Genomic DNA, 24326 nt, shown 5'->3' with positions numbered 1-24326 from the left:
GCGGGCGTTCAGGAACGGGCAACAGCAACGAAGACGTGCGCGGCCACTTCGGGCGGCAACTCGAGTGCACCTTCGATCCCGGGGACCCGAACGGAGATGTAATCACCCACACGCTCCAGTGCCGCTGCGGCGCCGGGGCGGATCCCCCCTTCGTCGAGCTGGGCCAACAGTTCCGGTTCAACCTGGATGGGCTCCGCAAGCCGGACAACGGTGACACCCGAGGCCGGTCCATAGTTCTTCATGGCTTCCACCAGGCTGATGGCGCCGTCAGCGAAGCCGGGACCTGGCTGCCCGCCCAGGTCTGCCAGGCCGGGAATGGGGTTGCCGTACGGCGACTCCGTGGGATGGTCCAGCAGCTCGTAGATGCGCCGCTCCACCCGTTCGCTCATGACGTGCTCCCAACGGCAGGCTTCGTCGTGGACGTAAGCCCAGTCCAGCCCAATCACGTCGGCGAGAAGGCGTTCGGCCAGCCGGTGCTTGCGCATGACCTCGGTGGCGCGCTTGCGGCCCGTGTCCGTAAGTTCCAGATGCCTGTCACCCGAGACGATAACCAGCCCGTCGCGCTCCATCCTTCCGATGGTCTGGGAAACAGTGGGGCCGGAGTGGCGCAGACGCTCGGCGATACGGGCCCGCAGGGCGACGATGTTTTCTTCCTCAAGCTCCAGGATGGTCCTGAGGTACATCTCCGTAGTGTCGATCAGATCCGTCATCCAGCTCAGCTCCTCGAGCGCAGTACCTTGCGTTGTCCCACCGTATCGCCTCTTCCCGCGAGGTAGTTCGGGGGCAAGCTTAGCCTATTTTGACTTAGTCCGAATAGCCGCGGCGTTCCCCGCCCGTCTCAATGTCTGGACTTTGACGCCCCCAACTCCCGCCTGCACAGCAGTTCAGGCAGAATGGGGACGGCCTGTATTGCAGCCCGTCACCGGCTGCCGGCCACCCACGACCCGCCCGTCCGGACCAAAGCTTTCGTCCCCGCCGAATTGGAGCCCCTGTGAGCGACACCAGCATCACGATCCCTGCCGACCTCCTGCCCAAGGACGGGCGGTTCGGGGCCGGTCCGTCCAAGGTCCGGCAGGAGCAGATCGATGCCCTGGCAGCAGCATCCAGAACCATCCTGGGCACGTCCCACCGGCAGGCACCGGTCAAGAACCTGGTGGGCTCAGTCCGGGAAGGGCTCAGCCAGTTCTTCCGCGCTCCCGAAGGCTACGAGGTAGTCCTGGGCGTGGGAGGCTCCACCGCGTTCTGGGACATCGCCAGCTTCGGGCTGGTGGAGAAGAAAGCCCAGCACTTGTCCTTTGGCGAGTTCGGGTCCAAGTTTGCCGCGGCCACCAACAAGGCGCCCTTCCTTGAAGCTTCCTCGATCATCAAATCGGAGCCGGGCACCCGGCCGGCAGCACAGGCCGAGGCCGGGGTGGACGTGTACGCCTGGCCCCAGAATGAGACGTCAACGGGCGTGGCCGCGCCGGTGCAGCGGGTTTCCGGAGCCGACGAGGGCGCGCTGGTCCTGGTGGATGCGACATCGGCAGCCGGCGGGCTGGACGTCGATGTTGCCCAAAGCGACGTCTACTACTTCGCCCCGCAGAAGAACTTCGCCTCCGACGGCGGCCTTTGGCTGGGCCTCTTCTCCCCCGCCGCCATTGAGCGTGCAGCGCGGGTCAAGGAAAGCGGCCGCTGGATTCCGGACTTCCTGGACCTCCAGACCGCCATCGACAATTCCCGCCTGAACCAGACGTACAACACTCCGTCGCTGTCCACCCTGGTAACCCTGGATTCCCAGGTCCAGTGGCTGAACTCCAACGGCGGCCTGGACTTCGCCTCCAAGCGGACCGCCGACTCCGCCGGACGCATCTACAGCTGGGCCGACGCGTCCGCGTTCGCCACCCCGTTCGTGGCGAAGCCGGAGGAACGCTCCAACGTCATTGCCACCATCGACTTCGATGAGTCGGTTGACGCCGCAACAGTGGCCAAGGTCCTGCGCGCCAACGGCATCGTGGACACCGAACCTTACCGGAAGCTGGGCCGCAACCAGCTGCGGATTGCCACTTTCGTGGCCATCGAGCCCAGCGACGTCTCGGCCCTGCTGTCCAGCATCGATTACGTGGTGGGCGAGCTGCGCAAGTAGGCAGGCCTTAACGTACGACGGCGCCGCCCGGGTTTGTCCCGGTCGGCGCCGTTTTCGTTGGTTCCGCTGGCCGTGGCCGGTTTCCCCGGCGAAGGTGCGGTCAGACTCCAGCTTGCGGGCCGTCGTCGTCCTTCGGCTCCTCCGCCTGCTCAGAAGCCTGGGCGTCCCCCGCCACTTCCGCCGCAACCTCACCGTCCACTTCCGCGACGCCTGTTTCCCGGGCGTCAGCTTCGGAGTCCTGCTGCTCATCCTCGGGGCGGACGCGTTCGGCCCACGGCACCCACTCGGGGGCCAGGATGGAATCCTCTGACGGCAACAGGCCGAGCTCGTTCACCGTGACCACTTTGGAGCGCGAGTTGCGGGTCAGTACCGCATACCACTGCCACCCCGCGTAACCGGGCAGCCGCGACTCGAACAGGTGCGTGACCAGCCGGTCGCCCTCGCTCCTGGCTGCCAGGTGCACCCCGATGGTGGCGGCGGGCGTAATGCTCTCCACCGCGGTCCGTGCAGTCTCCACCGCCGCGGCCAGGAAAGCGTCGGGCTTGCCCGTACGCCAAACGGGCACGCCTGCCTTGCGCTTGGGCAGGGTCTTGGCAGCCTGCTCCTGCACCGGCGCGCCTGGCTGTTCAGATTGGGGGCTCATGGGCGCTTAAACGTCCAGCTCGTCGGCAACCTTGCGCAGCGCGGCAGCAATGGCCTTGCCCTTGTTGCCGTCCGGGTACTTGCCTTTGGACAGGGTGCCGGACAGGTTGTCCAGCACGGTCACGAGGTCCTGTACCAGCGGGGCGAGGTCCTTTGCGCTGGGGCGCTTTGCCTTGGCAATGGAGGGGGTCTTGTCCAGCACCCGCAGGCCCAGGGCCTGGGCGCCTTTGCGGCCGTCCGCCACGCCGAACTCCACGCGGGTGCCGGCCTTGAGCTCTGTCACACCCTCGGGCAGTGACGACTTGGGCAGGAAGACCTCCTGGCCGTCTTCGCCCGCGAGGAACCCAAAGCCCTTGTCCTTGTCATACCACTTGACCTTGCCGGTAGGCACGTAATCAACCTTCTTCGTTCTGCTGTCTCGAGACACGGCCCGCGGCCACCGCATCCGCAGTGTTGTGCGGGTTCAAGGTATGGCCGGCGCAAACCGTGTTGGTCTGTATCCTTCAAGGTTATCCTGCCGCATGCCCTGTTCCTGTTTCCGGCGGCTTTGTTCCGCCGCAGGCGCAAGCCCTGGCCCTCTCCCGCCACGGCCACTCACCGGCACGGGCCGCCCCGCTGTAGCGTTACGTCCATGACTTCCTCGCGTTACCGGCGGCCGTTGACGGTCCTTGCCGCAGTTATTGCCGTGCTTTCGCTCGTGGCCGTAGGAACGGTCATGGCGATGGCCTTTGCCGGCGTGGCCGCGCCCACCTGGATCACCTACACCGCCCTCTACGGGCTGCCGGCAGCCTTCATCCTGATGCTCCTGCTGGTCCTGGACGGCGTGGCAGCCCGGCGCCGGGCTGGACGGGCGCAGCAGCGGTAACGTTGGACTGATGTCCCTTATTCGTGCGCTTGGCAAGGATCTGGAGGCACGCAGCGACGATTCGCTGCGTGCCCTGTTCGCCGCGCGGCCGGACCTCATGTCCCCGGCGGTTCCGGATTTCGCTGCCCTGGCGGCGCGCGCCAGTTCCCGTGTCAGCGTCCAGCGGGCGCTTGAGCGGCTCAACCGGCCGCAAATGCAGGTCCTGGAGACGCTGCACCTGTGCACCAATACGGACACGGGCCACAGCGCCTCGGCGGAGGGCCTGCAGCACCTGATCCGAGGCGCCTCCCTGGCCACCGTCGAGGACATCCTGGGAACACTGCAGGAGCTTGCCCTGGTGCACCCCGCGCCTCCCCCGCACGGAACTCCTCCCCCGGCCGCGAACCAGCCTTTCTACCTCCCGGTAGGGTCCCTCAAGGACGTGGTAGGCATTTATCCCGCCGGCCTCGGCCGCAGTTATACGGAGCTGGTCCGCCTGCAGCCGGCGTTCGCGCAGCGGGCCGTCCAACTGGTGTCGGAACTGCACCGCAGGGGCTTCCCCATCCAGGACGCCACCACGCCCATGGAGGCTGCTCTGGCGCTCCAGCACTGGACGGCAACTCCGGAGGCACTGCAGGCGATCCTCGCCGAAGCTCCGCAACGGACGACGGCGCTGCTCGCCCGGTTCCGCAACTGGGCCATGGGTGCCGTCCCCCAGGCGCAAAGGAAAGCTTCGGTCCTCTCGGAGGGCGCCGACGTCGGTCCCGTGGACTGGCTCCTTGCCCGGGGGCTGCTGGTCCCGCTGGACGCGGCGCACGTGGAGTTGCCGCACAGCGTGGGGCTGGCCCTGCGCGGAGGGGCCGTCGTTAACGATTTCACCCTCGAACCACCGGTCCCGGAGCTTGGCCGCACTACCGCGGCACTGCGCAGGAACGCGGCCCTGAGCGCCCTTTCTGAGACCCTGCGCCTGGTGTCCGAACTCGTGCACACCGTCGGCGACCATCCGCTGGCGACGCTGCGCAGCGGGGGCGTAGGGGTCCGGGAAATGCGCCGGCTGTCCGAGGTGCTGCGCGTCGACCAGGGAACCGTGGGCCGGCTGCTGGAACTGTGCGGCCTGGCGGGATTGATCCGCCTGGACGTGGACTCGTCGTCGTGGGTGCAGCCGCCCGAACTGGAGTGGCTGGTCCTTCCGAGGCAGGAACAATGGCTGTGGCTGGTAAATGCCTGGCTCGCCAGCGAACGTGTGCCGTCCATGGTGGGCCAGCCCGTGAACGCCGCTCCCGGCGCAGCGTCCGGACGGTCTGCCGCCGGGACTACCATCGCGGCGTTGTCAGCCGGCGCGCAGCGGCCCGACGCTCCCGTGGTCCGCAAACGAATCCTTGAGATCCTGCATGAGCTGACGTCAGAGGCTTCTGCCGGCGACGGCGCCGCTCCCGTCCTTGATGCTGCATCCATCCTGCAGCGCGCGGAGTGGTCGCAGCCACGGATGGCCCGGCGGTTCAGTTCCCTGATCCGCGGAGTCCTGGCCGAGGCGGAGATGCTGGGCCTGGTGGGTTCGGGTGCCTTGAGCCAGCTGGGCAGCGCCTTCGCCGAGGACAATCCGGACGCCGCCTTGGCCATCCTTGGCGAGCATCTGCCGGCCGCCCTGAACCATGTGCTGCTGCAGGCCGACCTGACCGCGGTGGCCCCGGGCTACCTTGCTCCCTCCCTCGCCGGGAAACTCCTGCTGATGGCGGACGCCGAAGGCCAGGGGCCGGCCACCATCTACCGGTTCTCCGCAGGGTCCATCAAGCGCGCGCTCGAGCAAGGTTATGATGCGGCGGCGCTCTTGGCGTTCCTCCGCGAACACTCCGCCACCGCGGTCCCGCAGCCGTTGGAATACCTGGTGGAGGACACAGCATCCCGGCACGGCAGGCTCCGGGTGGGGCAGTCCGTCAGTTTTATCCACAGCGACGACGAAGCGATGCTCCGGGACCTGGTGGCAGGACCGAAGGCTGCCCAGCTCGGCCTGGCCTTGCTTGCCCCGACGGTTGTCACGTCCTCGGCTCCGCCCCGGGAACTCGCCGCCGCCCTCCGCAGCCTGGGCCTGTCCCCGTCCGTGGACGGGATGGAGCCGGCCGCTCATCTTCGCCGCCCGTCCGTTCCGCACGAAAACCTGCGCCCCGTCTACACCGCGCCGCGGACGGCGCCCGCGGCAGAGGAAGTGAACGCCCAACTCGACGTCCTGCGGAAGGCGGACGCCGCCGTCGGGCATTCCACCGGTTTTGCTGCGGCCGGCAGCGAGGCCGCCACCCAGCTTGGCCTTGAGGCGCTGCAGACGGCCATCCGGCTGAAGCAGCGGATCCAGATGAACGTCGTGGACAGCCTGGGGAATGCCAGCGTGGAGGTTGTTGTTCCGCTATCGGTGAGCGGGGGCCGGGTCCGGGTGTTTGACCCTGCCAAGGACACCGAGCGGGTCCTGTCCGTCCACCGCATTATCGATATCGAGGCCGCAGAGGAACTGCGCCAGTGAAGGAATCCACTCCGTGACCGACGGCCCCCTGATCGTCCAAAGCGATAAGACCATCCTCCTCGAGGTGGACCACGAGCTGGCCACCGAGGCCCGGCACGCCATTGCCCCGTTCGCAGAACTCGAGCGTGCGCCGGAGCACATGCACAGCTACCGGTTGACGCCGTTGGGGCTGTGGAATGCGAGGGCCGCAGGACTTGACGCCGAAAAGGTGCTGGATGCGCTGCTGAAGTACTCCCGCTTCCCCGTGCCCCATTCCCTGCTGATCGACATCGAAGAAACCATGTCCCGGTACGGCAGGCTGCGCCTGGAGAAGGATCCGCGGCACGGCCTGGTCATGCGGACGGATGACTACCCTGTCCTGGAGGAAGTCATCCGTGCCAAAAAGATCGCGCCGCTGCTGGGTCCACGGATCGACGGTGAGACGGTGGTGGTGCACGCCTCCCAGCGGGGGCAGCTCAAGCAGCTGCTGCTGAAGCTCGGCTGGCCGGCGGAGGACCTGGCCGGCTATGTGGACGGAACCCCGCACCTGATCTCCCTCAACGAGGACGGCTGGAAGCTCCGGCCGTACCAGCGGCTGGCGAGTGAAAACTTCTGGGCGGGCGGCAGTGGCGTTGTGGTGCTGCCCTGCGGCGCGGGCAAGACCCTGGTTGGGGCTGCAGCAATGGCCACCGGTTCCACCACCACGCTGATCCTGGTCACCAACACGGTGGCCGCGCGGCAGTGGAAAGACGAGCTGCTGCGGCGGACGTCCCTCACGGAGGAGGAAATAGGCGAATATTCCGGCGCCCTCAAGGAGGTCCGGCCGGTGACCATCGCCACCTACCAGGTACTCACCACCAAGCGCGGCGGCATCTACCCGCACCTGGAGCTGGTGGACGGCCACGACTGGGGGCTGATCATTTACGACGAGGTACACCTCCTGCCGGCCCCGATCTTCAGGATGACGGCGGACCTGCAGGCCCGGCGCCGCCTTGGGCTTACCGCCACGCTGGTCCGCGAAGACGGCCGCGAGGGCGAAGTGTTCAGCCTGATCGGCCCCAAGCGCTATGACGCGCCGTGGAAGGACATCGAGTCCCAGGGCTACATTGCGCCCGCTGACTGCGTGGAAGTCCGCGTGGACCTACCCAAGGATGAGCGGGTTGCCTATGCGATGGCCGACGACGCCGACAAGTACCGGTTGTGCGCCACTTCGGAGTCCAAGACGCAGGTCGTGGAACAGCTGGTGGCCCGGCATGCGGGTGAACAGCTGCTGGTGATCGGCCAGTACATCGACCAGCTGGACGAGCTCGGCGAGCGCCTGGAGGCTCCGGTGATCAAGGGCGACACCTCCGTCAAGGTACGGCAGAAGCTCTTTGACCAATTCCGCGCGGGCGAGCTGCAGACCCTTGTGGTGTCCAAGGTGGCCAACTTCTCCATCGACCTTCCGGAGGCTTCGGTGGCCATCCAGGTCTCTGGCTCCTTCGGGTCCCGGCAGGAGGAGGCCCAGCGGCTGGGACGGCTCCTGCGGCCCAAGAAGGACGGCCGGGCCGCGCGCTTCTACTCGCTGGTGGCGCGTGACACCCTGGACCAGGAATTCGCCGCCAAGCGGCAGCGGTTCCTCGCCGAGCAGGGATACGCCTACCGGATCATGGATGCCAAGGACGTGCAGGCCGCGGAGTAATCCTCTTGCAGCACATTGCGTTCCCGGGTGCGAAACGCCGGGGCGGGACGCACACTGGAGACATGAGTCCACGAATTGTTCCAGACGTACCCGGCCCCGGGCAGGAGTCGGTGTGGGACTATCCCCGGCCACCGCGGATCGAACCGAGCACCGAGCGCATCCGGATCATCCTGGGCGGAGAGCTGATCCTTGACACCACTGATTCGCTCCGAGTCCTGGAGACCAGCCATCCGCCGGTGTATTACGTCCCGCAGGAAGCCTTCCTCCCCGGGGCGCTGGAGCCGGCCGCAGGCAGCAGTTTCTGCGAATTCAAGGGTGCTGCCAAGTACCTGACAGTCCGCGGCGGCGGGAAGGAAGCTGAGAGCGCCGCGTGGTCCTACCCGGAACCGGCGTCGGGCTTCGAGGCCCTGGCGGGCCGGGTGGCCGTGTACCCGGGCCGGATGGATTACTGCGAAGTGGATGGGGAGCGGGTGGTTGCCCAACCGGGCCGCTTCTACGGCGGCTGGATCACCAGCAAAGTGGCGGGGCCCTTCAAGGGCGAACCGGGAACCATGGACTGGTAATCACAAGCCGCCCATCATCATGCTCACAACGAATATCCAGACAACTCCCAGAGACTGGGAGCATGATGGGAGCATGAACAAGAACGGTCCAGAAGCCAGGCTGCTCGTCGTCGATGATGAACCCAACATCCGCGAGCTCCTCTCCACGTCATTGCGGTTCGCTGGCTTCGAGGTAGTGTCTGCAGCCAATGGACGCGATGCTCTCGCCGCTGCGGACACCCACGCCCCCGATCTGGCGGTGCTTGACGTCATGCTTCCGGACATGGACGGCTTCACCGTGACGCGGCGGCTCCGTGCCTCCGGAAAGCACTTCCCCGTCCTTTTCCTGACTGCAAAGGATGACACCGAGGATAAAGTCACGGGCCTGACCGTGGGGGGCGACGACTACGTCACCAAACCCTTCAGCCTCGACGAAGTGGTGGCCCGCATCCGGGCCGTGCTCCGCCGCACGCAGCCGATGCTCGATGACGATGCCATCATCCGCGTGGACGACCTCGAACTCGACGACGACGCGCACGAGGTTCGCCGCGGAGGCACCGTGATCGAGCTCTCCCCCACGGAGTTCAAGCTGCTGCGGTACCTCATGCTCAACCCCAACCGGGTGCTGTCCAAATCGCAGATCCTGGACCACGTCTGGGAGTACAACTTCAATGGTGACGCGTCCATCGTGGAGTCCTACATCTCCTACCTCCGGCGCAAAGTGGATATCGATCCCGAAGCGCCGGCCCTGATCCAGACCAAGCGCGGCGTCGGCTATGTGCTGCGGACGGCTGAAAAGCGCTGACCTTGCTCAAACGGTGGAAGTCGGCCTCGCTCAGGTCGCAGCTGGTGGCCATGATCATGGCCCTGCTGATCGTGGCCCTGACCGTGACGGGTGCCGTTACATTGACGCTCCTGCACAGCTATCTCCAGGGACAGGTGGATGACAAGCTGAACGCCGCCGTCGACTCTGCGCGGAAGCAGCGCTCCTTCACCCAGCTGCAGGCACCCAGCCCGGTTCCCACCGACTATTCGCTGATGCTCTTCGCCCCGGGTGAGCAGCCGTTGACCTTCGGCGGGGACCCGGACGACCATCCGGACATCAGTGCCATCACCGTGGAGCAGGCCCAGGCGCGCGGGCTGGCCCCTTTCCAAGTGCGGGGGACGGACGGGGAGAACTGGCGGGTGGTGGCCGTGACGGTCCAGAACGGCCAAACAACGGCGGTTGTGGTCATTGGGCTGCCCCTGGAAAGCGTTGACGACGTCCTCAAGCATGCCACCGTGGTGGTGACGGGGGTGGGGCTGCTGACCCTGCTGCTCGCTTCGCTGATTGCCAGCTGGACGGTGTCGCGTTCCTTCCGGCCGCTTGCGCGGGTCGAAAAAACAGCAGCGGCCATCGCCGCGGGTGACCTCTCGCGCCGCGTGGAGGTTGAAAATCCGGCCAGTGAGCTGGGACGGTTGAGCAGTTCCCTTAACGCCATGCTCGCCCACATCGAGACGGCTTTCGCGGCCCGGACCGCGTCCGAGGCGAGGATGCGACGCTTCGCCGCTGACGCATCGCACGAGCTGCGCACTCCCCTGGTGACCATCCGGGGCTTCTCCGAGCTCTACCGCCACGGCGCCCTCTCCACCGAGGAGGACGTGGCCACGGCCATGGGCCGGATCGAAAGCGAAGCAAAGCGCATGGGTTCGATGGTGGAGGACCTGCTGCTGCTGGCCCGCCTGGATGAGCAGCGGCCCCTGCAGCAGAAACCGGTGGACCTTCAGCTGATTGCCCACGACGCCGTAGTGGACACCCAGGCCAGTGACCGTTCAAGGGTCATCTCGTTGACGGGGCTCGACGGCGGACCGGCAGGACCCGCGCCCGTCCTCGGTGATGAGGCCAAGCTGCGCCAGGTGGTGGGCAACCTGGTGGGCAACGCGTTGCGCTACACGCCTGAGGGCAGCCCGATCGAGCTCGCGGTGGGCGTCCGCACGACTGACGCCGGCGGGCGCTCGGTCATCGAAGTACGCGACCACGGGCCCGGCATTTCCGATGAGGACGCGGCCAAGGTGTTTGAGCGCTTCTACCGGGCGGACACCTCGCGCACCAGGGAGACCGGCGGCAGCGGCCTGGGGCTGGCCATCGTGGCGGCAATAGTCGGGTCCCATGGCGGGACCGTGCGGGTGGAAAAGACCGACGGCGGCGGGGCGACCCTGGTGGTCAGCCTTCCACGGCGGGAAGACGCCTTAGCGGCCGACGCCGGGGATGGACAGGAAGCGGCCTCCGGCAGCACTGCGGGAGTCAAGGGCAGCGACGGGTCCGTTATCCACATATAGCCGCCACGCATGGCCGGGGCACGCCCTCGCTCCATAGGCTCCTTGAAGCAGCCCGGAACTGCCGGGAGCGGGGCGGGTCCCGCCCGCCGTACCGAAAGGCACAGCCATGAGCATCATTTCCGTCGACACCGAATTACTGCAGCTGAAGTCTGCCAACGTCCAGTCCACCGTGGACCGCATCAGCGCCGACGTCCACGCCATGAAGCGCGGCCTGGATGAGCTGCAGGGCTCGTGGCGGGGTTCTGCGGCCACCAACTTCCAGGCGCTCATCACCGAGTGGACCATCACGCAGGGCCGGGTGGAGGCATCATTGGCCTCCATCAATGCCGCCCTCGCCTCGGCCGCTGCCACATATGCCCAAGCGGAGCAGGGCAACACGCAGCGCTTCAGCTGACCCTTGGCCTATGCCTCCCGCGTGCCCTGATGGAACCGCAGCCGCCACCGGTCACCGTCCAGGACCCACAGGGAGCTGCGCAGGGTGGTGCCGGAGCGCGCAAAGCTTCGGTACGTCAGCAGGACCGCGCCGGCGCCAACGCGGTCGGCGCCGAGGATTTCGATGTCGGTCCGTTCACCGGGGTCCTCCTCGAGCGCCATCATCATGGCGTCCCGGGTCCAGACCCGTCCGGAGCTGCCGATCTCCATGAAGTCCGGGTGGAGCAGCACAGCCGTCCGGCCGATGTCCCCGCGGACCAGCGGACCGAGCAGCTCACGTTCGAGCTCTTCCACCAGAGCCTCGGGCGGGATGGAGCCGGTGTGTTGCGCTGCCTCGGCCACCTCAAGGTCGTCAGCATCGAATTCACTGAACAGGTCGGGTTCGTCGTAGGCCTGGGCCGGTCCGGCGGCGGCGCGGGCCCTGCTGCTTCCGGCCCCTCCAGGGTTTCCACCCATCACTGCAGCCGCGCGGTCGGGCCCGGCAGCCGGGCGGGCGGCCCCGGCAGCCGGGACGTCCAGCGTTGCAGGCTGGCTGGCGGCAAGGTGCTGGTGCGCGCCGGGGAATCCGGGACCCGAGCGTGCCGCCACTCCCTGCTGGTAAGCCGTGGCGGCTGCCCGCGCCCGTTCATCGGCGGCCTCGTTGAGTTCGTGGCCGGCGTGGCCTTTGACCCATTCGAATGTGTAGGTCCGGCCGGCCAGTTCGCGGTCGAGTTCCTTCAGCAGCTCCACGTTCAAGACCGGTTTGCCGTCCGCCTTGCGCCAGCCTTTGCGCTTCCAGCCCGGCATCCACTTGGTAATCGAGTTGATCACGTACTGGCTGTCGCACAGAATCCGCAGGTCCTCGCCCGGCAGGTGCGCCGTGGCACGCAACAGGTCAAGGACAGCCATCAGCTCCCCCTGGTTGTTGGTCCCGTGCGGCCAGCCGCCTGCGCGCCAGCACTCATCGTTCACATACCAGGCCCAGCCGGCCGGGCCGGGGTTTCCCAAGGCCGAACCGTCAGCCGCTGCAGTAATCGTCACTGATCCATCCTGCCAGAAGCGGCTGACAAAGGGGTGCGGGGACGCAAGGCAGGCCGGTCGGACACAAAAAATGCGGCCCCCTCCTGCGAGGGGGCCGCATTTTCGTAGCTGGCGGAACTGGTCCCGGCCGGGAGGCTTAGAAGCCGCCCATGCCGCCCATGCCGCCCATGTCGTCGCCACCGGCAGGGGCTGCAGCCTTCTCAGGCTTGTCAGCAACTACTGCCTCGGTGGTGAGGAACAGGCCGGCGATGGATGCCGCGTTCTGCAGGGCGGAGCGGGTGACCTTTACGGGGTCGTTGACGCCGGCGGCCAGCAGGTCGGTGTACTCACCGGTTGCTGCGTTCAGGCCGTGGCCTGCGGGCAGGCCGCGGACCTTGTCGACGACCACGCCGGGCTCGAGGCCGGCGTTGAAGGCGATCTGCTTCAGCGGGGCGTCGATGGCAACGCGGACGATGTTGGCGCCGGTTGCTTCGTCGCCGGACAGCTGAAGGTTGGCGAATGCCTTGGCACCGGCCTGGATCAGGGCCACGCCGCCACCGGCGACGATGCCTTCTTCAACTGCAGCCTTCGCGTTGCGGACTGCGTCCTCGATGCGGTGCTTGCGCTCCTTGAGCTCCACCTCGGTGGCAGCACCGGCCTTGATGACTGCAACGCCGCCGGCCAGCTTGGCCAGGCGCTCCTGCAGCTTCTCACGGTCGTAGTCGGAGTCGGAGTTTTCGATTTCGGCGCGGATCTGGGAAACGCGGCCGGCGATCTGGTCGGCGTCGCCTGCACCTTCGACGATGGTGGTCTCGTCCTTGGTGACAACAACCTTGCGGGCCTGGCCCAGGAGCTCAAGGCCGGCGTTCTCCAGCTTGAGTCCAACTTCCTCCGAGATGACCTGGCCGCCGGTGAGGACGGCGATGTCGGCGAGCTGGGCCTTGCGGCGGTCACCGAAGCCCGGGGCCTTGACGGCAACGGACTTGAAGGTGCCGCGGATCTTGTTGACGATCAGGGTGGCCAGGGCCTCGCCCTCGATGTCTTCGGCGATGATCAGCAGCGGCTTGTTGGACTGCATGACCTTCTCCAGGACAGCAACCAGTTCCTTGACGTTGGAGATCTTGGAGTTGACGATCAGGATGTACGGATCCTCAAGGACCGTTTCCTGGCGCTCTGCGTCCGTGACGAAGTAGGCGGAGATGTAGCCCTTGTCGAAGCGCATGCCTTCGGTGAGCTCGAGCTCCAGGCCGAAGGTGTTGGACTCCTCGACCGTGATGACGCCTTCCTTGCCCACCTTGTCCAGTGCTTCGGCGATGAGGGCACCAATTTCGTCGTCACCGGCGGAGATGGAGGCGGTGGCCGCGATCTCTTCCTTGGTTTCGATTTCCTTGGCGGAGTTCAGCAGTTCGGCGGTGACGGCCTCAACGGCCTTCTCGATGCCGCGCTTGAGGGACAGCGGGTCGGCGCCGGCGGCAACGTTGCGCAGGCCTTCCTTGACCAGGGCCTGTGCCAGAACGGTGGCCGTGGTGGTGCCGTCGCCGGCCACATCGTCGGTCTTCTTGGCAACTTCTTTGACCAGCTCTGCGCCGATCTTCTCGTAGGGATCGTCCAGCTCGATCTCCTTGGCGATGGAAACACCATCGTTGGTGATCGTGGGGGCGCCCCACTTCTTTTCGAGGACGACGTTGCGTCCACGCGGGCCGAGGGTGACCTTAACGGCGTCGGCGAGGGTGTTCAGGCCACGCTCAAGGCCGCGGCGTGCCTCTTCATCAAATGCAATGATCTTGGCCATAACGGCAGTAGTCCTTTCGGGACAGTCGTTAAGAATGAACCTTCGCTGCAGTGCCCGCGACGGACGATCCTTTACCCGGCGGCCTCTGTATGCCTCCGGATGCGGATCTCACTGAAGTAAGGTGTTTCTTTCGCTCCTCGACCGGTGCCGCGCGCGGCCGGCGGAAACCAGCTTTGCTTTAGCAGTCGGTACGTCAGAGTGCTAACTCAATAATTAGCACTCCCCAGGTGAGAGTGCAAGCGAAATGACACGGGACGGGCGCCCGGAGCAATCGCTTCGCCCAGGGCGATCAGCCGGTGCGGCCGGCAACCTCCCGGCCAGTGGGGCTGGGGTTGTTGTCCTGTCCGTAGCTGAACACGGAGAACACGGCTGAGGTGATGTCCCCATTGGAATCGAAGGCAACCGGGCCCGATTCGCCGTCGTAGTTGATGTCCGGGCCGGCGGCCAGGCCGCCAAGGCATGCCTTGTAGCCCAGGCAGGGTGCGGCGGCCGCTCCCGCGCCCGCCGATCCGCCGGAGACCGCAATCAGGTTGGCGGCGATGGAGCGCCCGGCGTCGTCCTGGGCGCGGGCGGCGGCCAAGGCCGCGAGTGTCACGGCGTCATAGGTTTCGGCGGCGTATGAAACGTCCTTCAGGCTCGGGTCCATCTTCAGCAGTTTTCCCTGCAGCGCGGCAGAGGGAAGCTGGCCCGGAACCAGTGCCCGGGCACCCTCCAGGGCCCGGGGAGGCAGTCCGGATCCGTAGCGGGCAAAGGCACCGTCACTGAGTATGAGGCGTGAACCGGCCAGGCCGGCGTTGTTCAGCTCGGCCAGTGCCGCCTGCGCACCCTCCCGCGCGACCAGGACCACCGCGTCCGGCTTTGCCTTGACGGCAGAGCGTGCGGCTGAAGCAGAATCGCCGGGCTTGAAAGCTGTGGCGGGGAGGACCGTGAGTCCGGACTTTTGCGCCGCCTCCGCAACGGCGGCCGACAGGTCCTTGCCGTACGACCCTTCCTGGTACAGCACGCTGATGGTCGCTGCCCCTGCGTCCTTGGCGAGTTTGGCAAGTACCGGTCCCTGTGCCACATCGGCTGCCGCGGTCCGGAAATAGTAGCCGCCGCTGGCTATCCCGGAGAGGGCGGCCGCGGTGTTGGCCGGCGAGATTAGCGGTACGCGGGCCGGGGACAGCACCTCGATGGCGGGGGCAGCGTGGCTGGAATCCGTGGGTCCAATGGCCACGTCCGCTTTGGCGGCCAGCAGGTCCTTTGCCTGGGCTGCGGCCTCCTCCCCCGGATGCACTGGAAGCAACTCCACCGGCCGGCCCTTATGCCCGCCGGCGGCGTTGATGTCCTCGACGGCGGCCTTCGCGGCGGCCAACTGCGGTGCATTGAGGAAGGCCGCGTCGCCGGTGTTGTCCAGGATCAGGCCCACCCGAAGGACACCGTCACCGGATGCCTCAACGGCTTCCACCCTGGCATTGCCACCAGCGCCGGAGCACCCTGTGGCAAGGAGAACCGTTCCCAGGATCACGGCCAGCGCAGCACCGGCGCGGAGTGGGGAAGGGTGCACGGCGGAACGGCTGCCGGGGAAACAGGAAGAGTGGGAACGGGAAAACGGCATCACTGGGCGGGCCGGACGTTTTCTGCCTGCGGACCTTTTTCGCCCTCGCCAACTTCCAGCTGCACCCGCTGGCCCTCGTCCAGGGCCCGGTAGCCTTCCCCCTGGATCGCGGACCAGTGGACAAAGACGTCATCGCCGGAGCCGTCAACGGTGATGAAGCCGTAGCCTTTTTCAGCGTTGAACCATTTGACGGTTCCCAGTGCCATGATGAACAACTCTTTCCGTTGGATGCCGGGTGGGCCCACCGCCTGCGGAAACCGCGGCCGGCCGTGGCCTGGCACCCACTCTAGCCAATGCCCGCCAGGGGCTGCGGGCGGCGGTCGCCTGGAGCCCGGAACGTTATCCAGGCGTAACGGGAAGGGCAGCCGCTACCGGTATCCGGGGCCCAGTACCACTACGAGCGGAACCTGGAACTCGGTGCTGTTGACCACGGTGGGGATGTTCAGCAGCGCTGCGAGCTCCTGTGCGCTTGCCAGCTGCTGGGGGCCGGCGTAGAAGACCACGGAAGATTTTTGCGGAGCACCGGACCAGTTGCCCACCTGGCCCAGCCGCCAGCCGTCAGCCTGGACCATCCCGCCCACGCGGCCGGCCAGCCCTGCCGTTCCCGCGGCGTTATAGACCGCCACCGGCTGGGTCCGGTCGACGGCGGCCGGCTGGGTGGCAGATGCAGTGGGCTCAGGCTCGGCGCTGTTGCTTTGGGTTGGCCCGGCAGCTGCTGAGGGCGCCGGGGAGACGGGAGCTGTGGAGGGAGCCTGTGTTGCCTGCGGCGTGGATCCTGTTCCGGCCAGCGGGGTTGACTCCACACTGGCCGATGCCTGGCTCGCAGCAGCGCTGAAACCAAGTTTGGGAAGGATCAGGAAAGACACCAGCCCGATGGCCAGGGCCGCCACGCCTACCGCGAGGATGGGCCAGAGCCGCACGCGGGACGGGGCCGTGGCCGTCCGGTGGACACCTTGTCGCGACGCGGCCTCGGGGACCTTGTCGAATTCATCGCGGGCGTATCGGGTCATGGTGGAAGGACATCCTTGTAGAGTGTGGCTGTTGTCCCGCCGGAGCGTCCTAAGCGTCGGATCCCAGGCGGCGGGCGGTGCGCGCACGGTGGCGCGACGTACGTAGTCTACGCAATCTCTTGACCAGCATGGGATCGTGGGCCAGCGCATCCTCGCGGTCGATCAGCGCGTTGAGGAGCTGGTAGTAGTGGGTCGCGGAGAGATCGAAGAGCTCCCGGATGGCCTGTTCCTTGGCCCCTGCGTACTTCCACCACTGCCGTTCCAGGGCCAGCATCTGCTGCTCCCGCTCCGAGAGGGAGGACTCACGGAGGGCGAAATCCGCCAGGAGGGGTTTCCGTGGATCCTGCTCCGGCAGGTGTTCCCGCGCCGGTTCCGCCACGGCACACTCCTTCGCTGGTTACGGTAAATGTCTTACCCCTATGCTAGCGGCCGAATAACACTGGTGTCATTCGCACCTTGCCGCACGCCGCCGCCCGGCTTCCCCGGCCGGCCTGCGGGAGGGTCCTGCAAGAATGGAACGATGTTTGAATCGGATGCGCTGTTCGAGCTGCAGCAGGACCCCGCGGACGCCCTCCGCTTCGCTGACCTGGCCGGCCTGCCGCTGGCCGACCTCATGTCCCCGGACTGGGCCGACGCGCTGCAGGACGTTGAAGGCCAGCTCCGGAAGGTGCTGGCCTTCCTGGCCGCGGAAGAGGCGGCCGGGCACCAGCTCCTGCCCTCGCCGTCGAACGTCCTGCGCGCTTTCCGCCAGCCCCTGGCAGACGTGAAGGTCCTCATCGTCGGGCAGGACCCCTACCCCACGCCCGGCCACGCCGTTGGACTGTCCTTTTCCGTCGACCCGCACGTCCGGCCCATCCCCCGCAGCCTGGCCAACATCTACCGCGAGCTGGAGGCAGACCTGGGCATTCCGCCGCGCGTACACGGCGACCTGTCAGCCTGGACGGAGCAGGGCGTGCTGCTGCTGAACCGCGTGCTCACGGTCCGTGCCGGAGCTGCCGGTTCGCACCGGGGCAAGGGCTGGGAGGGGATTACGACGGCGGCAGTCACCGCGCTGGCGGCCCGCACCGCAGCGGACGGAACCAGACTGCCGCTGGTGGCCGTGTTGTGGGGCAAGGAGGCTGAGGGCGTCCGGCCGCTCCTGGCCGGCGTCCCCGCTGTCACCAGCGCCCATCCCAGCCCCCTGTCCGCCTCCCGCGGCTTCTTTGGCTCCCGGCCGTTCAGCCGCGTGAACCAGCTGCTGCGGGACCAGGGGGCAATGGACGTAACCTGGGAACTCCCGCCGTCGCCCTAGCTTAGGCTTGCCTTATGAGCACCGTTCCCGCCGCCACCAGCGCAACCAAGAAGAGCCGCCCGCAGGTCAACCTGACCGTCCTGCGCAAGGAACAGCTGACGCCGCACATGGTCCGGATCGTGGCAGGCGGGGACGGCTTCCGGGACTTCACCAACAACGGGTTCGTGGACCGGTACGTAAAGATTGTCTTCCCCCAGCCCGGCGTCGAGTACCCCTCGCCCCTGGATCTGTGGGAAATCAGGGAAACCATGCCCCGTGACCAGTGGCCGTTCACCCGCACCTACACCCTGCGCTGGGTTGACCCTCAGGCGCAGGAACTGGCCATTGACTTCGTGGTCCACGGCGACGAAGGCCTGGCGGGCCCGTGGGCGGCCAGGGCAGAGCCTGGCGACACCCTCACCTTCACGGGTCCCGGCGGCGCCTACAACCCCAACCCGGAAGCGGACTGGTACCTCTTTGCCGGCGACGAGGCAGCGCTCCCGGCCATCGCCGCATGCATCGAGGCACTGCCGCCGGAAGCTGCGGGGATGGCTTTCCTGGAGGTCGGGTCCGAGGCCGACGTCCAGCCTATTTCCGCTCCCGCAGGGCTGGATGTCACCTGGCTGCCGCGCAACGGCGTCCCCGCAGGGTCCAGCGACCTGTTGATCAAGGCGGTCGCGGATGCGGACTGGCCCGGCGGGTCCGTGGATGTCTTTGCGCACGGCGAGCGCGGTTACATGAAGGCGCTGCGCGAGGTCCTCTTCAAGCAGCGCGGACTGGAACGCCGGCAGGTCTCGCTGTCCGGCTACTGGGCGCAGGGCCGGGTGGAGGACGTCTTCCAGGCCGAGAAGAAACTGCCGGTCGGCCAGATCTAGGCCGCCCGCCGCACACGCTACCGGCGGCGCGCCCGGCGCCGCTCGTTGCTCGCCAGGCTGCGGGTCAGCGGCCGGGCGAGCACGTCGCCCAGGACGATGCCGGCTGCCGTACCCAGCACGATGGCCCCGGCGTTCAGCATGCCGCCTGCGCCGGCAAGGATTTCCGACTCTTCTACGGTGAGCACGTACATGGACCGGAATATTGTGAGCCCGGGCAGCAGGATCAGGGCCGCGGGAACAGCCACAACAAGCTGCGGCGCCCCCATCCGCAGGGCCACCACCCGCGCCAGGAGGCCGATGACCACGGCGGCGATGGCGGGGGCGAAGCGGTCCCCGATGCCCAGCACGCCGCAGCCGAGCAGCACCAGGTAGCCAGCCACGCCAACCCCGGCCGTGGGCAGGAGCAGCTTCCAGGTGGTCTGCTCCGTGATGCCGATGGCCATCACCGCGGCGGCCACAAAGACGATGAGGACCCACAGATCGTAGGCGGGCGGGAAGGTCTGCGTGACGTCGATGCGCTCCAGGCCGGTCAGCTCCCCCACGACGAAGGCCACGGCGATGCCGGCAACGATGGCGCCGAAGGTCAGCAGCGTGGAGAGGAACCGCCCAGCGGCCGTCACCGGGAAGCCGTTGATGGCATCCTGCACGGAGGAAACCAGCCGGCCGGTGGGAAGGAGCAGCAGGATGCCGCCCACCACCACGATCGACGGTGAGGCGGTGAGACCGAACTGCCAGAGCAACAGGGCCAGCATGGTGACCACGAACGAGCAGCTCGCGGTGATGAAGAAGTCCGGGACGCGCCAGCGTCCCAGCTGCCGGGCCAGCAGGCTGATGCCGATGTTTGCCACGAAGGCGACCACCGAGGACACAGGCCCTCCGCCCAGCACCCCGACGAACACGGCGGCGAAAACACCGAACGCCGCCGTCACCATCCAGCGCGGATACGGTTTGGGACTGGTGATCGCTTCGTTGAGCCGGCGGATCGCCTCATCGCGCCCCACGCCGCCGGCCACTATGTCGGTGACCAGCTGGTGGACCTTGGCCAGGCCGGCATAGTTGTTGGTCCAGGACCGCACCACGCGCAGCAGCGCGATGGGGGTCTGGTCCTTGGGGGCATAGTTGATCCCCACAGACTGGTTGGTGATGTCGACCTCGATGTTCTTCAGGCCCAGCGCCGCGGTGACGGCAATGATGCTGGTTTCCACTTCAAGGGCGCCGGCGCCGTAGCGGAACATCGTTTCGGCCAGGTGCAGGGCGAAGTCAAGGGTCTTCCGGGCCGAGGTGTCCACGCCGCCCACCTGGATGGTGGGGTTGGCGTAAGGACTGCCGGCGAGCCGGTCCACGATGCTTAAGGGCGCCGTGGGCGGATTCTCCCCCTGGACCAGGCGGCGGAGCATTCTCCTGGCGGCAGCGTCCTGCCGGAGCTGCGCAGGAGTCAGCGGTTCAGTCCTGGGCAGGCCGTCAGTCTTCGGCCTGGACCCTGGCCGTTCAGGCCGGTCAGTCATGCCCGCTTCCTCCCTGTGTGCGGTTTATGGACGGTCAGGCTGCACGCTTCAGCGGCAGCTTGCCCAGCAGCGTGCGGGCGGCTCCGGCCGCGGACCTGGCGAGCCGGTTGGCGTGGAACACGGCGGGCCGTACCGGGAGGACGAAGTCCCCCACCAGCTGGACCACCTCGCCGCCGAATCCCTTCTTGAATTCGTAGCCGCCGTGTCCTTCCTCGTCCTGCCCGGAGATGCCGAAGGTGCCGTAGAAGTTGTACCGGGGGTACCCCTTCTCGAGGGCGTGCAGCATCATGCCCCAGTAGAGGGAGGTTGCGCCGTTGAAGTAGATGTAGTCCTGGACGGTGCCGCCGATGACGCAGACCACCTCGTCGCCGTAGCAGACAAAATGGATGGCAGCCACGGTGGCGGTTCCCACGGAATCGGGGAACCTTTCGATGTCCTTCAGGCTCCGCTCGTAGCTGTCCACCAGGTCCTGGACCACCTTGAGCCGGTTGGCTTTCTTCTTGCTGCCGGTCTCCTCGACTTCACGCCGGAGGTCGGCTGCGGCGGCTGATTCCGCGGCCAGGCGTTCGGTGATTGATTTGCGGTACGCCGGGATGTCGATCTTGGCCATCATCAGCTTGGTGAATTCGGCGGAGGTGGTGCCCAGCAGGTGCTCGTAGTAGGCGCGTTCACGGTAGACGAAGCCTTTTTCGTCCCCGGCCCGGCTCAGCGCGCCGTAGAAGTCATCCAGGGTTTCCAGGGTGGCCTGTTCCAGGAAGACGCCGTTCTTTTCGGCCTTGCGGATGGCTTTCCGGGTCCGGTAGCTGGTGCCCATGATCAGTTCTTCGGAGTCCTGGATGCCCACGAGGTTCTTGACGAACATCCAGTTGACGTTGACGAAGTTCATGTCCAGGCCCTGGTGGCGGAAGCCCAGGCGCTCGAGGTCCGCAACGAGCGGCCTGTTGTCCTCGATCTCGGGGTGTTCGGCGCCGTCGGCGTCCCGCGCGATGTACCGGAGGTTGGGCGAGATCCGCAGTTCAGCGGCTTTGCGGCCTGCCGCATGTTTGCGGAGAAGTTCGACGACGGCACCCACCAGGTCCCGGTCCGCATAGTCCATCAGGGGGCCCTTGGCGCATTCGCAGACCGTGTAGCCCAGCCGGGTGGTGGTGTAGTTGAGCTTGCCTGCGGCCACGAGTTCGCCGTCGCGTTTCACTCCGAAGAGCTCCACCTGCTGGCCGCGGGCGCGCTGGAAGCGGGCAAAGTCGATCGACTGCAGGAAGCAGTTTTGGGGGTGCTTCAGCGCGAAGGCCTCAAATTCGGCGTCACTGAGGTTGGCATACTCAAGCCCGCCGGCGGCGGAATCTGGATTCAAGGGGTTACCTTCTTCTGGCTCTTCGCGGCCTGGGGCAGGCGCTGGACGGACGGTACTCGTGCCCGGGCCGCAGTCATGGGTGCAGGCCGGCAGGCGCATTGGTTTAGTTGGCGGCGGAGGTCAGTAGAACTGCTGGCCGGTCCGGGCGGTTTCGATCCGGCGGAACACTTTTTCTCCACCCTTGGTCCAAAGCCGGTGCCGGAGCGGGGACAGGACGTAGTCGTGGCACCCCACAAAGTCAGTGACGGTTTTCGTGAAGCTGGTCTTGAACATGCCCATGCCGTAGAGGTTGTGGGTTTTGTCCTTGATACGGGCAGCGGGCGGGGTGCCGCAGAAGTCGTACTCTGTGCAGCCAAGTTCCTGCATCCGGCGGATCGCGGTCCACTGCACCAGGTGCGAGTCCCCGTACTGCTTCCGGTTCTGGGTGGAGCCGCCGTCCTTGTACGTTGCCTTGGCACCGTAGTTGATGACGAAGGCGCCCACACTGGGTTTGCCGTCTTCGTGGACGAAGAAGAAGTTGCCCTGGCCGCGGTTGCAGAACTCGTCCCAGAACCGTGCGTAGTACTCGTAGCTGCGGAGGGGCATGGAGCCCTTGGCGTTGACGGTGTCAGCCATCAGGTCGTACAGGGCCCGGTAGGTCTCAGGTCCCTGCTCCTGCCGGACCACCCGGCATCCCTCCCGCTCGGCGCGCCGGACTGCGTTCCGTGCACGGGAGGAGATGGCTTTGAACACCTCGTCCTCCGGTCCTGAGATGTCCAGCAGCGCGGTGGAGTCGTTGGACTGGATGTTCGGCGCCTTGACCAGCCCGGCTGCATTGAGTGCCTGCCGGGCTTCTACCGAGTCGACGATGTCCGGTTCCACCTTGATGGTGAAGACATTCAGCTTCTGGCTGCGGACAAAGGCTGCGCATGCTGCGAGGGCCGGGCCCAGGTCCGCTGCGTCCGCGACGTCGGGGCCCTTGATGAGGTACCACAGCCGTCCAAGGACCGGGAACGACTTCTCCAGGACCAGGTTGTAGCTGGCGGTTCCGTGGCCTTCCAGCACCAGGAACCGGACTTTCCATCCGCTTCCGTTCTTGACCGATGCATAGGCTGCGGACTGCAGCATGTTGCCGCCGTTCGGGTTGGCAGTGACGTGCTTGTCCCAGTTCTCAATTTCCTCGGCAGTGGCAAAACGTGCGGTGAATTCTCGCAAGGGGGCCGTGTCCAATCGGGTGTGTGCGCGGTTTCGGTAGTTCTGGATGCGTGCGGACATGCAGCCTCAAGTCTAAAGCCTCAGCCATCCCGGACATTTCTCCCGGGCTGCCTGGCATGGCGCCGGCGGCCGGTGGGGTGCCTCCTTGACGGGGCTCATGCCAGCAACAAGGGTGGGGGTATGAGGCCGGACCGGGAACTGGGCAGTGTGGACGTGAAGAGCGGACGGCCCTACAGCGCAGGTATCCAGGCGGCGGGCCTTGCCGGGTTCCTGGTGGCGTCCCTGCTGGTGGCCGGCCTGGGCGGCCTGGCGTCCGCAGCAAACGTCAACGGTTGGTATGCCTCGGCGGACAAGGCCCCTTGGACCCCGCCCAATTTCGTGTTCGGACCGGTCTGGACTGTCCTTTATGTGGCAATGGCCGTAGCCGCCTGGCTGGTCTGGCGCCAGCGGACCGCCATGACCCGCCGGGCCGTGACCGTGTACGCCATCCAACTGGTGCTCAACCTCGCCTGGACGCCGGCGTTTTTTGCCCTCTATCCATCTCTCGGCACGGCGGCCCTGTGGCTGGGGATGGCCATCATCCTCGCGTTGATTGCCGCAGTAGCGTTGACGGTTATGTACTTCGGCCTCATCAGCCGGACAGCCGGCCTGCTGCTGCTGCCGTATGTCTCGTGGCTTGTCTTCGCTGCGAGCCTGAACTGGTGGGCAGCAGTGCACAACTAGGGCATGGGACTGTGTACGCCCGGTCCGCTCAGGCCGCCGTGCCGCTGCTGTGTGGGCGGGTTGTCAGCATTCGACGACGTTGACGGCGAGGCCGCCCATGGCGGTTTCTTTGTATTTGTCGCTCATGTCCTTGCCGGTTTCGCGCATGGTGATGATGACTTCGTCGAGGGAGACGCGGTGGGTGCCGTCGCCCCAGAGCGCCATTTTCGCGGCGTTGATCGCTTTCGCGGCGGCGATCGCGTTCCGCTCGATGCAGGGGACCTGGACCAGCCCGCCGATCGGATCACAGGTCAGGCCCAGGTTGTGTTCCATCGCGATTTCCGCGGCGTTCTCCACCTGCGCCGGTGACCCGCCCATCACCTCCGCCAAACCCGCAGCGGCCATCGACGACGCCGACCCGACCTCGCCCTGGCAGCCGACCTCGGCCCCGGAAATCGAGGCCTGTTCCTTGTACAGCACCCCCACCGCGCCGGCGGCCAGCAGGAACCGCACCACCACATCCTGGCGGTCCCGGCCGGACGCGTTCTCCATGCCCGGGGCGAAATGCAGGGCATGGAACAGCACCGCCGGGATGATCCCGGCCGCCCCGTTCGTCGGAGCGGTGACCACCCGGCCGCCGGAGGCGTTCTCCTCGTTCACCGCCAACGCCACCAAGTTAACCCACTCCTGCCAATACCGCTGATCGAACGGCCCCGCATCCCACGCCGCATCCCCGTCCCCGTCCCGGCCGGTGGCAGGGTCGCTGTTCTGGTCCTGGCCCCGGTCCTTGCCGTGCGGGCCGGTAGCGCATTCCTTCTTCAACCGCTCAAACCAGTCCGGGGCGCGGCGGCGGACCTTCAACCCGCCCGGCAGCACCCCGTCCCGTTTCAGCGAGGTGGCCACGCACGCCTCCATCACGGACCAGATATGCAGCAGCCCGGCCCGGATCTCCTCCTCG

24 protein-coding genes are annotated in these 24326 nt (G+C 66.8%); 11 read left to right on the top strand and 13 right to left on the bottom strand.

The annotated features are described in order from the left end of the window. Nucleotides 1-8: 8 nt before the first annotated feature. The gene (locus ACTJK0_RS10575; protein ID WP_110543960.1) at nt 9-710 is read right to left on the bottom strand and encodes a metal-dependent transcriptional regulator; all 702 of its coding nucleotides are present in this window, start codon (nt 708-710) and stop codon (nt 9-11) included. A gap of 281 nt (nt 711-991) precedes the next feature. Between ACTJK0_RS10575 and serC the strand changes: the two genes are divergently transcribed. Beyond that, nucleotides 992-2122 (top strand): phosphoserine transaminase, encoded by a 1131-nt coding sequence (gene serC / locus ACTJK0_RS10570; protein WP_440745118.1) that lies wholly within the window; start codon nt 992-994, stop codon nt 2120-2122. 100 nt (nt 2123-2222) lie between these two features. Here the strand turns inward: serC and ACTJK0_RS10565 are convergent, their stop codons facing one another. Both ACTJK0_RS10565 and ACTJK0_RS10560 read right to left on the bottom strand, forming a co-directional pair. After that, nucleotides 2223-2765 carry a DUF3027 domain-containing protein gene (locus ACTJK0_RS10565; protein WP_440745117.1) on the bottom strand — a complete coding sequence of 181 codons (543 nt, stop codon included), beginning with the start codon at nt 2763-2765 and terminating at the stop codon, nt 2223-2225. Nucleotides 2766-2771: 6 nt separating this feature from the next. Further along, nucleotides 2772-3155: a cold-shock protein gene (locus ACTJK0_RS10560; RefSeq protein WP_018762148.1), complete on the bottom strand. Its 384-nt coding sequence runs from the start codon at nt 3153-3155 to the stop codon at nt 2772-2774. A gap of 240 nt (nt 3156-3395) precedes the next feature. Here ACTJK0_RS10560 and ACTJK0_RS10555 point away from each other — a divergent pair, with 240 nt between their 5' ends. The 7 genes from ACTJK0_RS10555 to ACTJK0_RS10525 all read left to right on the top strand — a co-directional run bounded on the left by ACTJK0_RS10555 (nt 3396) and on the right by ACTJK0_RS10525 (nt 11035). Continuing rightward, nucleotides 3396-3629, top strand: a complete 234-nt coding sequence (locus ACTJK0_RS10555) for a hypothetical protein (RefSeq protein WP_110543966.1) — start codon at nt 3396-3398, stop codon at nt 3627-3629. Between the two features lie 10 nt (nt 3630-3639). Then, nucleotides 3640-6120, top strand: coding sequence for a helicase-associated domain-containing protein (locus tag ACTJK0_RS10550; RefSeq protein ID WP_440745116.1), 2481 nt, complete (start codon nt 3640-3642; stop codon nt 6118-6120). A gap of 13 nt (nt 6121-6133) precedes the next feature. Then, nucleotides 6134-7780, top strand: coding sequence for a DNA repair helicase XPB (locus ACTJK0_RS10545; RefSeq protein ID WP_110543969.1), 1647 nt, complete (start codon nt 6134-6136; stop codon nt 7778-7780). A gap of 62 nt (nt 7781-7842) precedes the next feature. Beyond that, nucleotides 7843-8343: a DUF427 domain-containing protein gene (locus ACTJK0_RS10540; RefSeq protein ID WP_440745115.1), complete on the top strand. Its 501-nt coding sequence runs from the start codon at nt 7843-7845 to the stop codon at nt 8341-8343. A 73-nt stretch (nt 8344-8416) separates the two neighbouring features. Beyond that, a complete protein-coding gene (locus tag ACTJK0_RS10535; RefSeq protein WP_043451424.1) occupies nt 8417-9127 on the top strand; it encodes a response regulator transcription factor in 711 nt (236 codons plus the stop codon). A 2-nt stretch (nt 9128-9129) separates the two neighbouring features. Beyond that, nucleotides 9130-10641, top strand: coding sequence for a sensor histidine kinase (locus ACTJK0_RS10530; RefSeq protein ID WP_440745114.1), 1512 nt, complete (start codon nt 9130-9132; stop codon nt 10639-10641). A gap of 106 nt (nt 10642-10747) precedes the next feature. After that, nucleotides 10748-11035 (top strand): WXG100 family type VII secretion target, encoded by a 288-nt coding sequence (locus ACTJK0_RS10525; RefSeq protein ID WP_440745113.1) that lies wholly within the window; start codon nt 10748-10750, stop codon nt 11033-11035. Nucleotides 11036-11043: 8 nt separating this feature from the next. Here ACTJK0_RS10525 and ACTJK0_RS10520 read toward each other — a convergent pair whose 3' ends face one another. The 6 genes from ACTJK0_RS10520 to ACTJK0_RS10495 form a co-directional block, all read right to left on the bottom strand. Continuing rightward, entirely contained in the window at nt 11044-12093 is a 1050-nt protein-coding gene (locus tag ACTJK0_RS10520; protein ID WP_440745112.1) for an RNase H family protein, read from the bottom strand. 136 nt (nt 12094-12229) lie between these two features. Next, complete coding sequence (gene groL, locus ACTJK0_RS10515) at nt 12230-13864, bottom strand: chaperonin GroEL (protein WP_110543978.1); 1635 nt, start codon at nt 13862-13864, stop codon at nt 12230-12232. Between the two features lie 289 nt (nt 13865-14153). Continuing rightward, nucleotides 14154-15410 (bottom strand): ABC transporter substrate-binding protein, encoded by a 1257-nt coding sequence (locus ACTJK0_RS10510; protein WP_440745111.1) that lies wholly within the window; start codon nt 15408-15410, stop codon nt 14154-14156. 50 nt (nt 15411-15460) lie between these two features. Beyond that, the gene (locus tag ACTJK0_RS10505; RefSeq protein WP_134165653.1) at nt 15461-15667 is read right to left on the bottom strand and encodes a cold-shock protein; all 207 of its coding nucleotides are present in this window, start codon (nt 15665-15667) and stop codon (nt 15461-15463) included. A gap of 162 nt (nt 15668-15829) precedes the next feature. Then, nucleotides 15830-16471, bottom strand: a complete 642-nt coding sequence (locus ACTJK0_RS10500) for a LytR C-terminal domain-containing protein (RefSeq protein ID WP_440745110.1) — start codon at nt 16469-16471, stop codon at nt 15830-15832. A 49-nt stretch (nt 16472-16520) separates the two neighbouring features. After that, the gene (locus ACTJK0_RS10495) at nt 16521-16850 is read right to left on the bottom strand and encodes a DUF3263 domain-containing protein (RefSeq protein WP_043451408.1); all 330 of its coding nucleotides are present in this window, start codon (nt 16848-16850) and stop codon (nt 16521-16523) included. A gap of 141 nt (nt 16851-16991) precedes the next feature. On the opposite strand from ACTJK0_RS10495, the gene ACTJK0_RS10490 reads away from it, so the two are divergent. Both ACTJK0_RS10490 and ACTJK0_RS10485 read left to right on the top strand, forming a co-directional pair. Beyond that, nucleotides 16992-17762 carry a uracil-DNA glycosylase gene (locus tag ACTJK0_RS10490; RefSeq protein WP_440745109.1) on the top strand — a complete coding sequence of 257 codons (771 nt, stop codon included), beginning with the start codon at nt 16992-16994 and terminating at the stop codon, nt 17760-17762. A gap of 14 nt (nt 17763-17776) precedes the next feature. Then, nucleotides 17777-18616, top strand: coding sequence for a siderophore-interacting protein (locus ACTJK0_RS10485; protein WP_440745108.1), 840 nt, complete (start codon nt 17777-17779; stop codon nt 18614-18616). Nucleotides 18617-18633: 17 nt separating this feature from the next. On the opposite strand, the gene ACTJK0_RS10480 is transcribed toward ACTJK0_RS10485, so the two are convergent. From ACTJK0_RS10480 to ACTJK0_RS10470, 3 genes are all read right to left on the bottom strand, one after another. Continuing rightward, nucleotides 18634-20121 carry a threonine/serine exporter family protein gene (locus ACTJK0_RS10480; protein ID WP_110543986.1) on the bottom strand — a complete coding sequence of 496 codons (1488 nt, stop codon included), beginning with the start codon at nt 20119-20121 and terminating at the stop codon, nt 18634-18636. A 34-nt stretch (nt 20122-20155) separates the two neighbouring features. Next, the gene (locus ACTJK0_RS10475; protein ID WP_440745107.1) at nt 20156-21472 is read right to left on the bottom strand and encodes a peptidoglycan bridge formation glycyltransferase FemA/FemB family protein; all 1317 of its coding nucleotides are present in this window, start codon (nt 21470-21472) and stop codon (nt 20156-20158) included. A gap of 120 nt (nt 21473-21592) precedes the next feature. Beyond that, on the bottom strand, nt 21593-22726 hold the full coding sequence (locus ACTJK0_RS10470; protein ID WP_110543989.1) for a peptidoglycan bridge formation glycyltransferase FemA/FemB family protein: 1134 nt from the start codon (nt 22724-22726) through the stop codon (nt 21593-21595). A gap of 120 nt (nt 22727-22846) precedes the next feature. On the opposite strand from ACTJK0_RS10470, the gene ACTJK0_RS10465 reads away from it, so the two are divergent. Then, nucleotides 22847-23389 (top strand): TspO/MBR family protein, encoded by a 543-nt coding sequence (locus tag ACTJK0_RS10465; protein ID WP_440745106.1) that lies wholly within the window; start codon nt 22847-22849, stop codon nt 23387-23389. A 63-nt stretch (nt 23390-23452) separates the two neighbouring features. On the opposite strand, the gene ACTJK0_RS10460 is transcribed toward ACTJK0_RS10465, so the two are convergent. Beyond that, nucleotides 23453-24326: L-serine ammonia-lyase (locus ACTJK0_RS10460; protein WP_440745105.1), on the bottom strand; the 874-nt coding region annotated here is incomplete at its 5' end.

Origin of the sequence: Paenarthrobacter sp. 22069, from assembly GCF_052046035.1 — a bacterium.
In the GTDB taxonomy this organism is placed as follows: Bacteria; Actinomycetota; Actinomycetes; order Actinomycetales; family Micrococcaceae; genus Arthrobacter.
The sequence above is the reverse complement of the archived record's forward strand: the minus strand, read 5'-3'. Positions and strand labels throughout refer to the sequence as shown.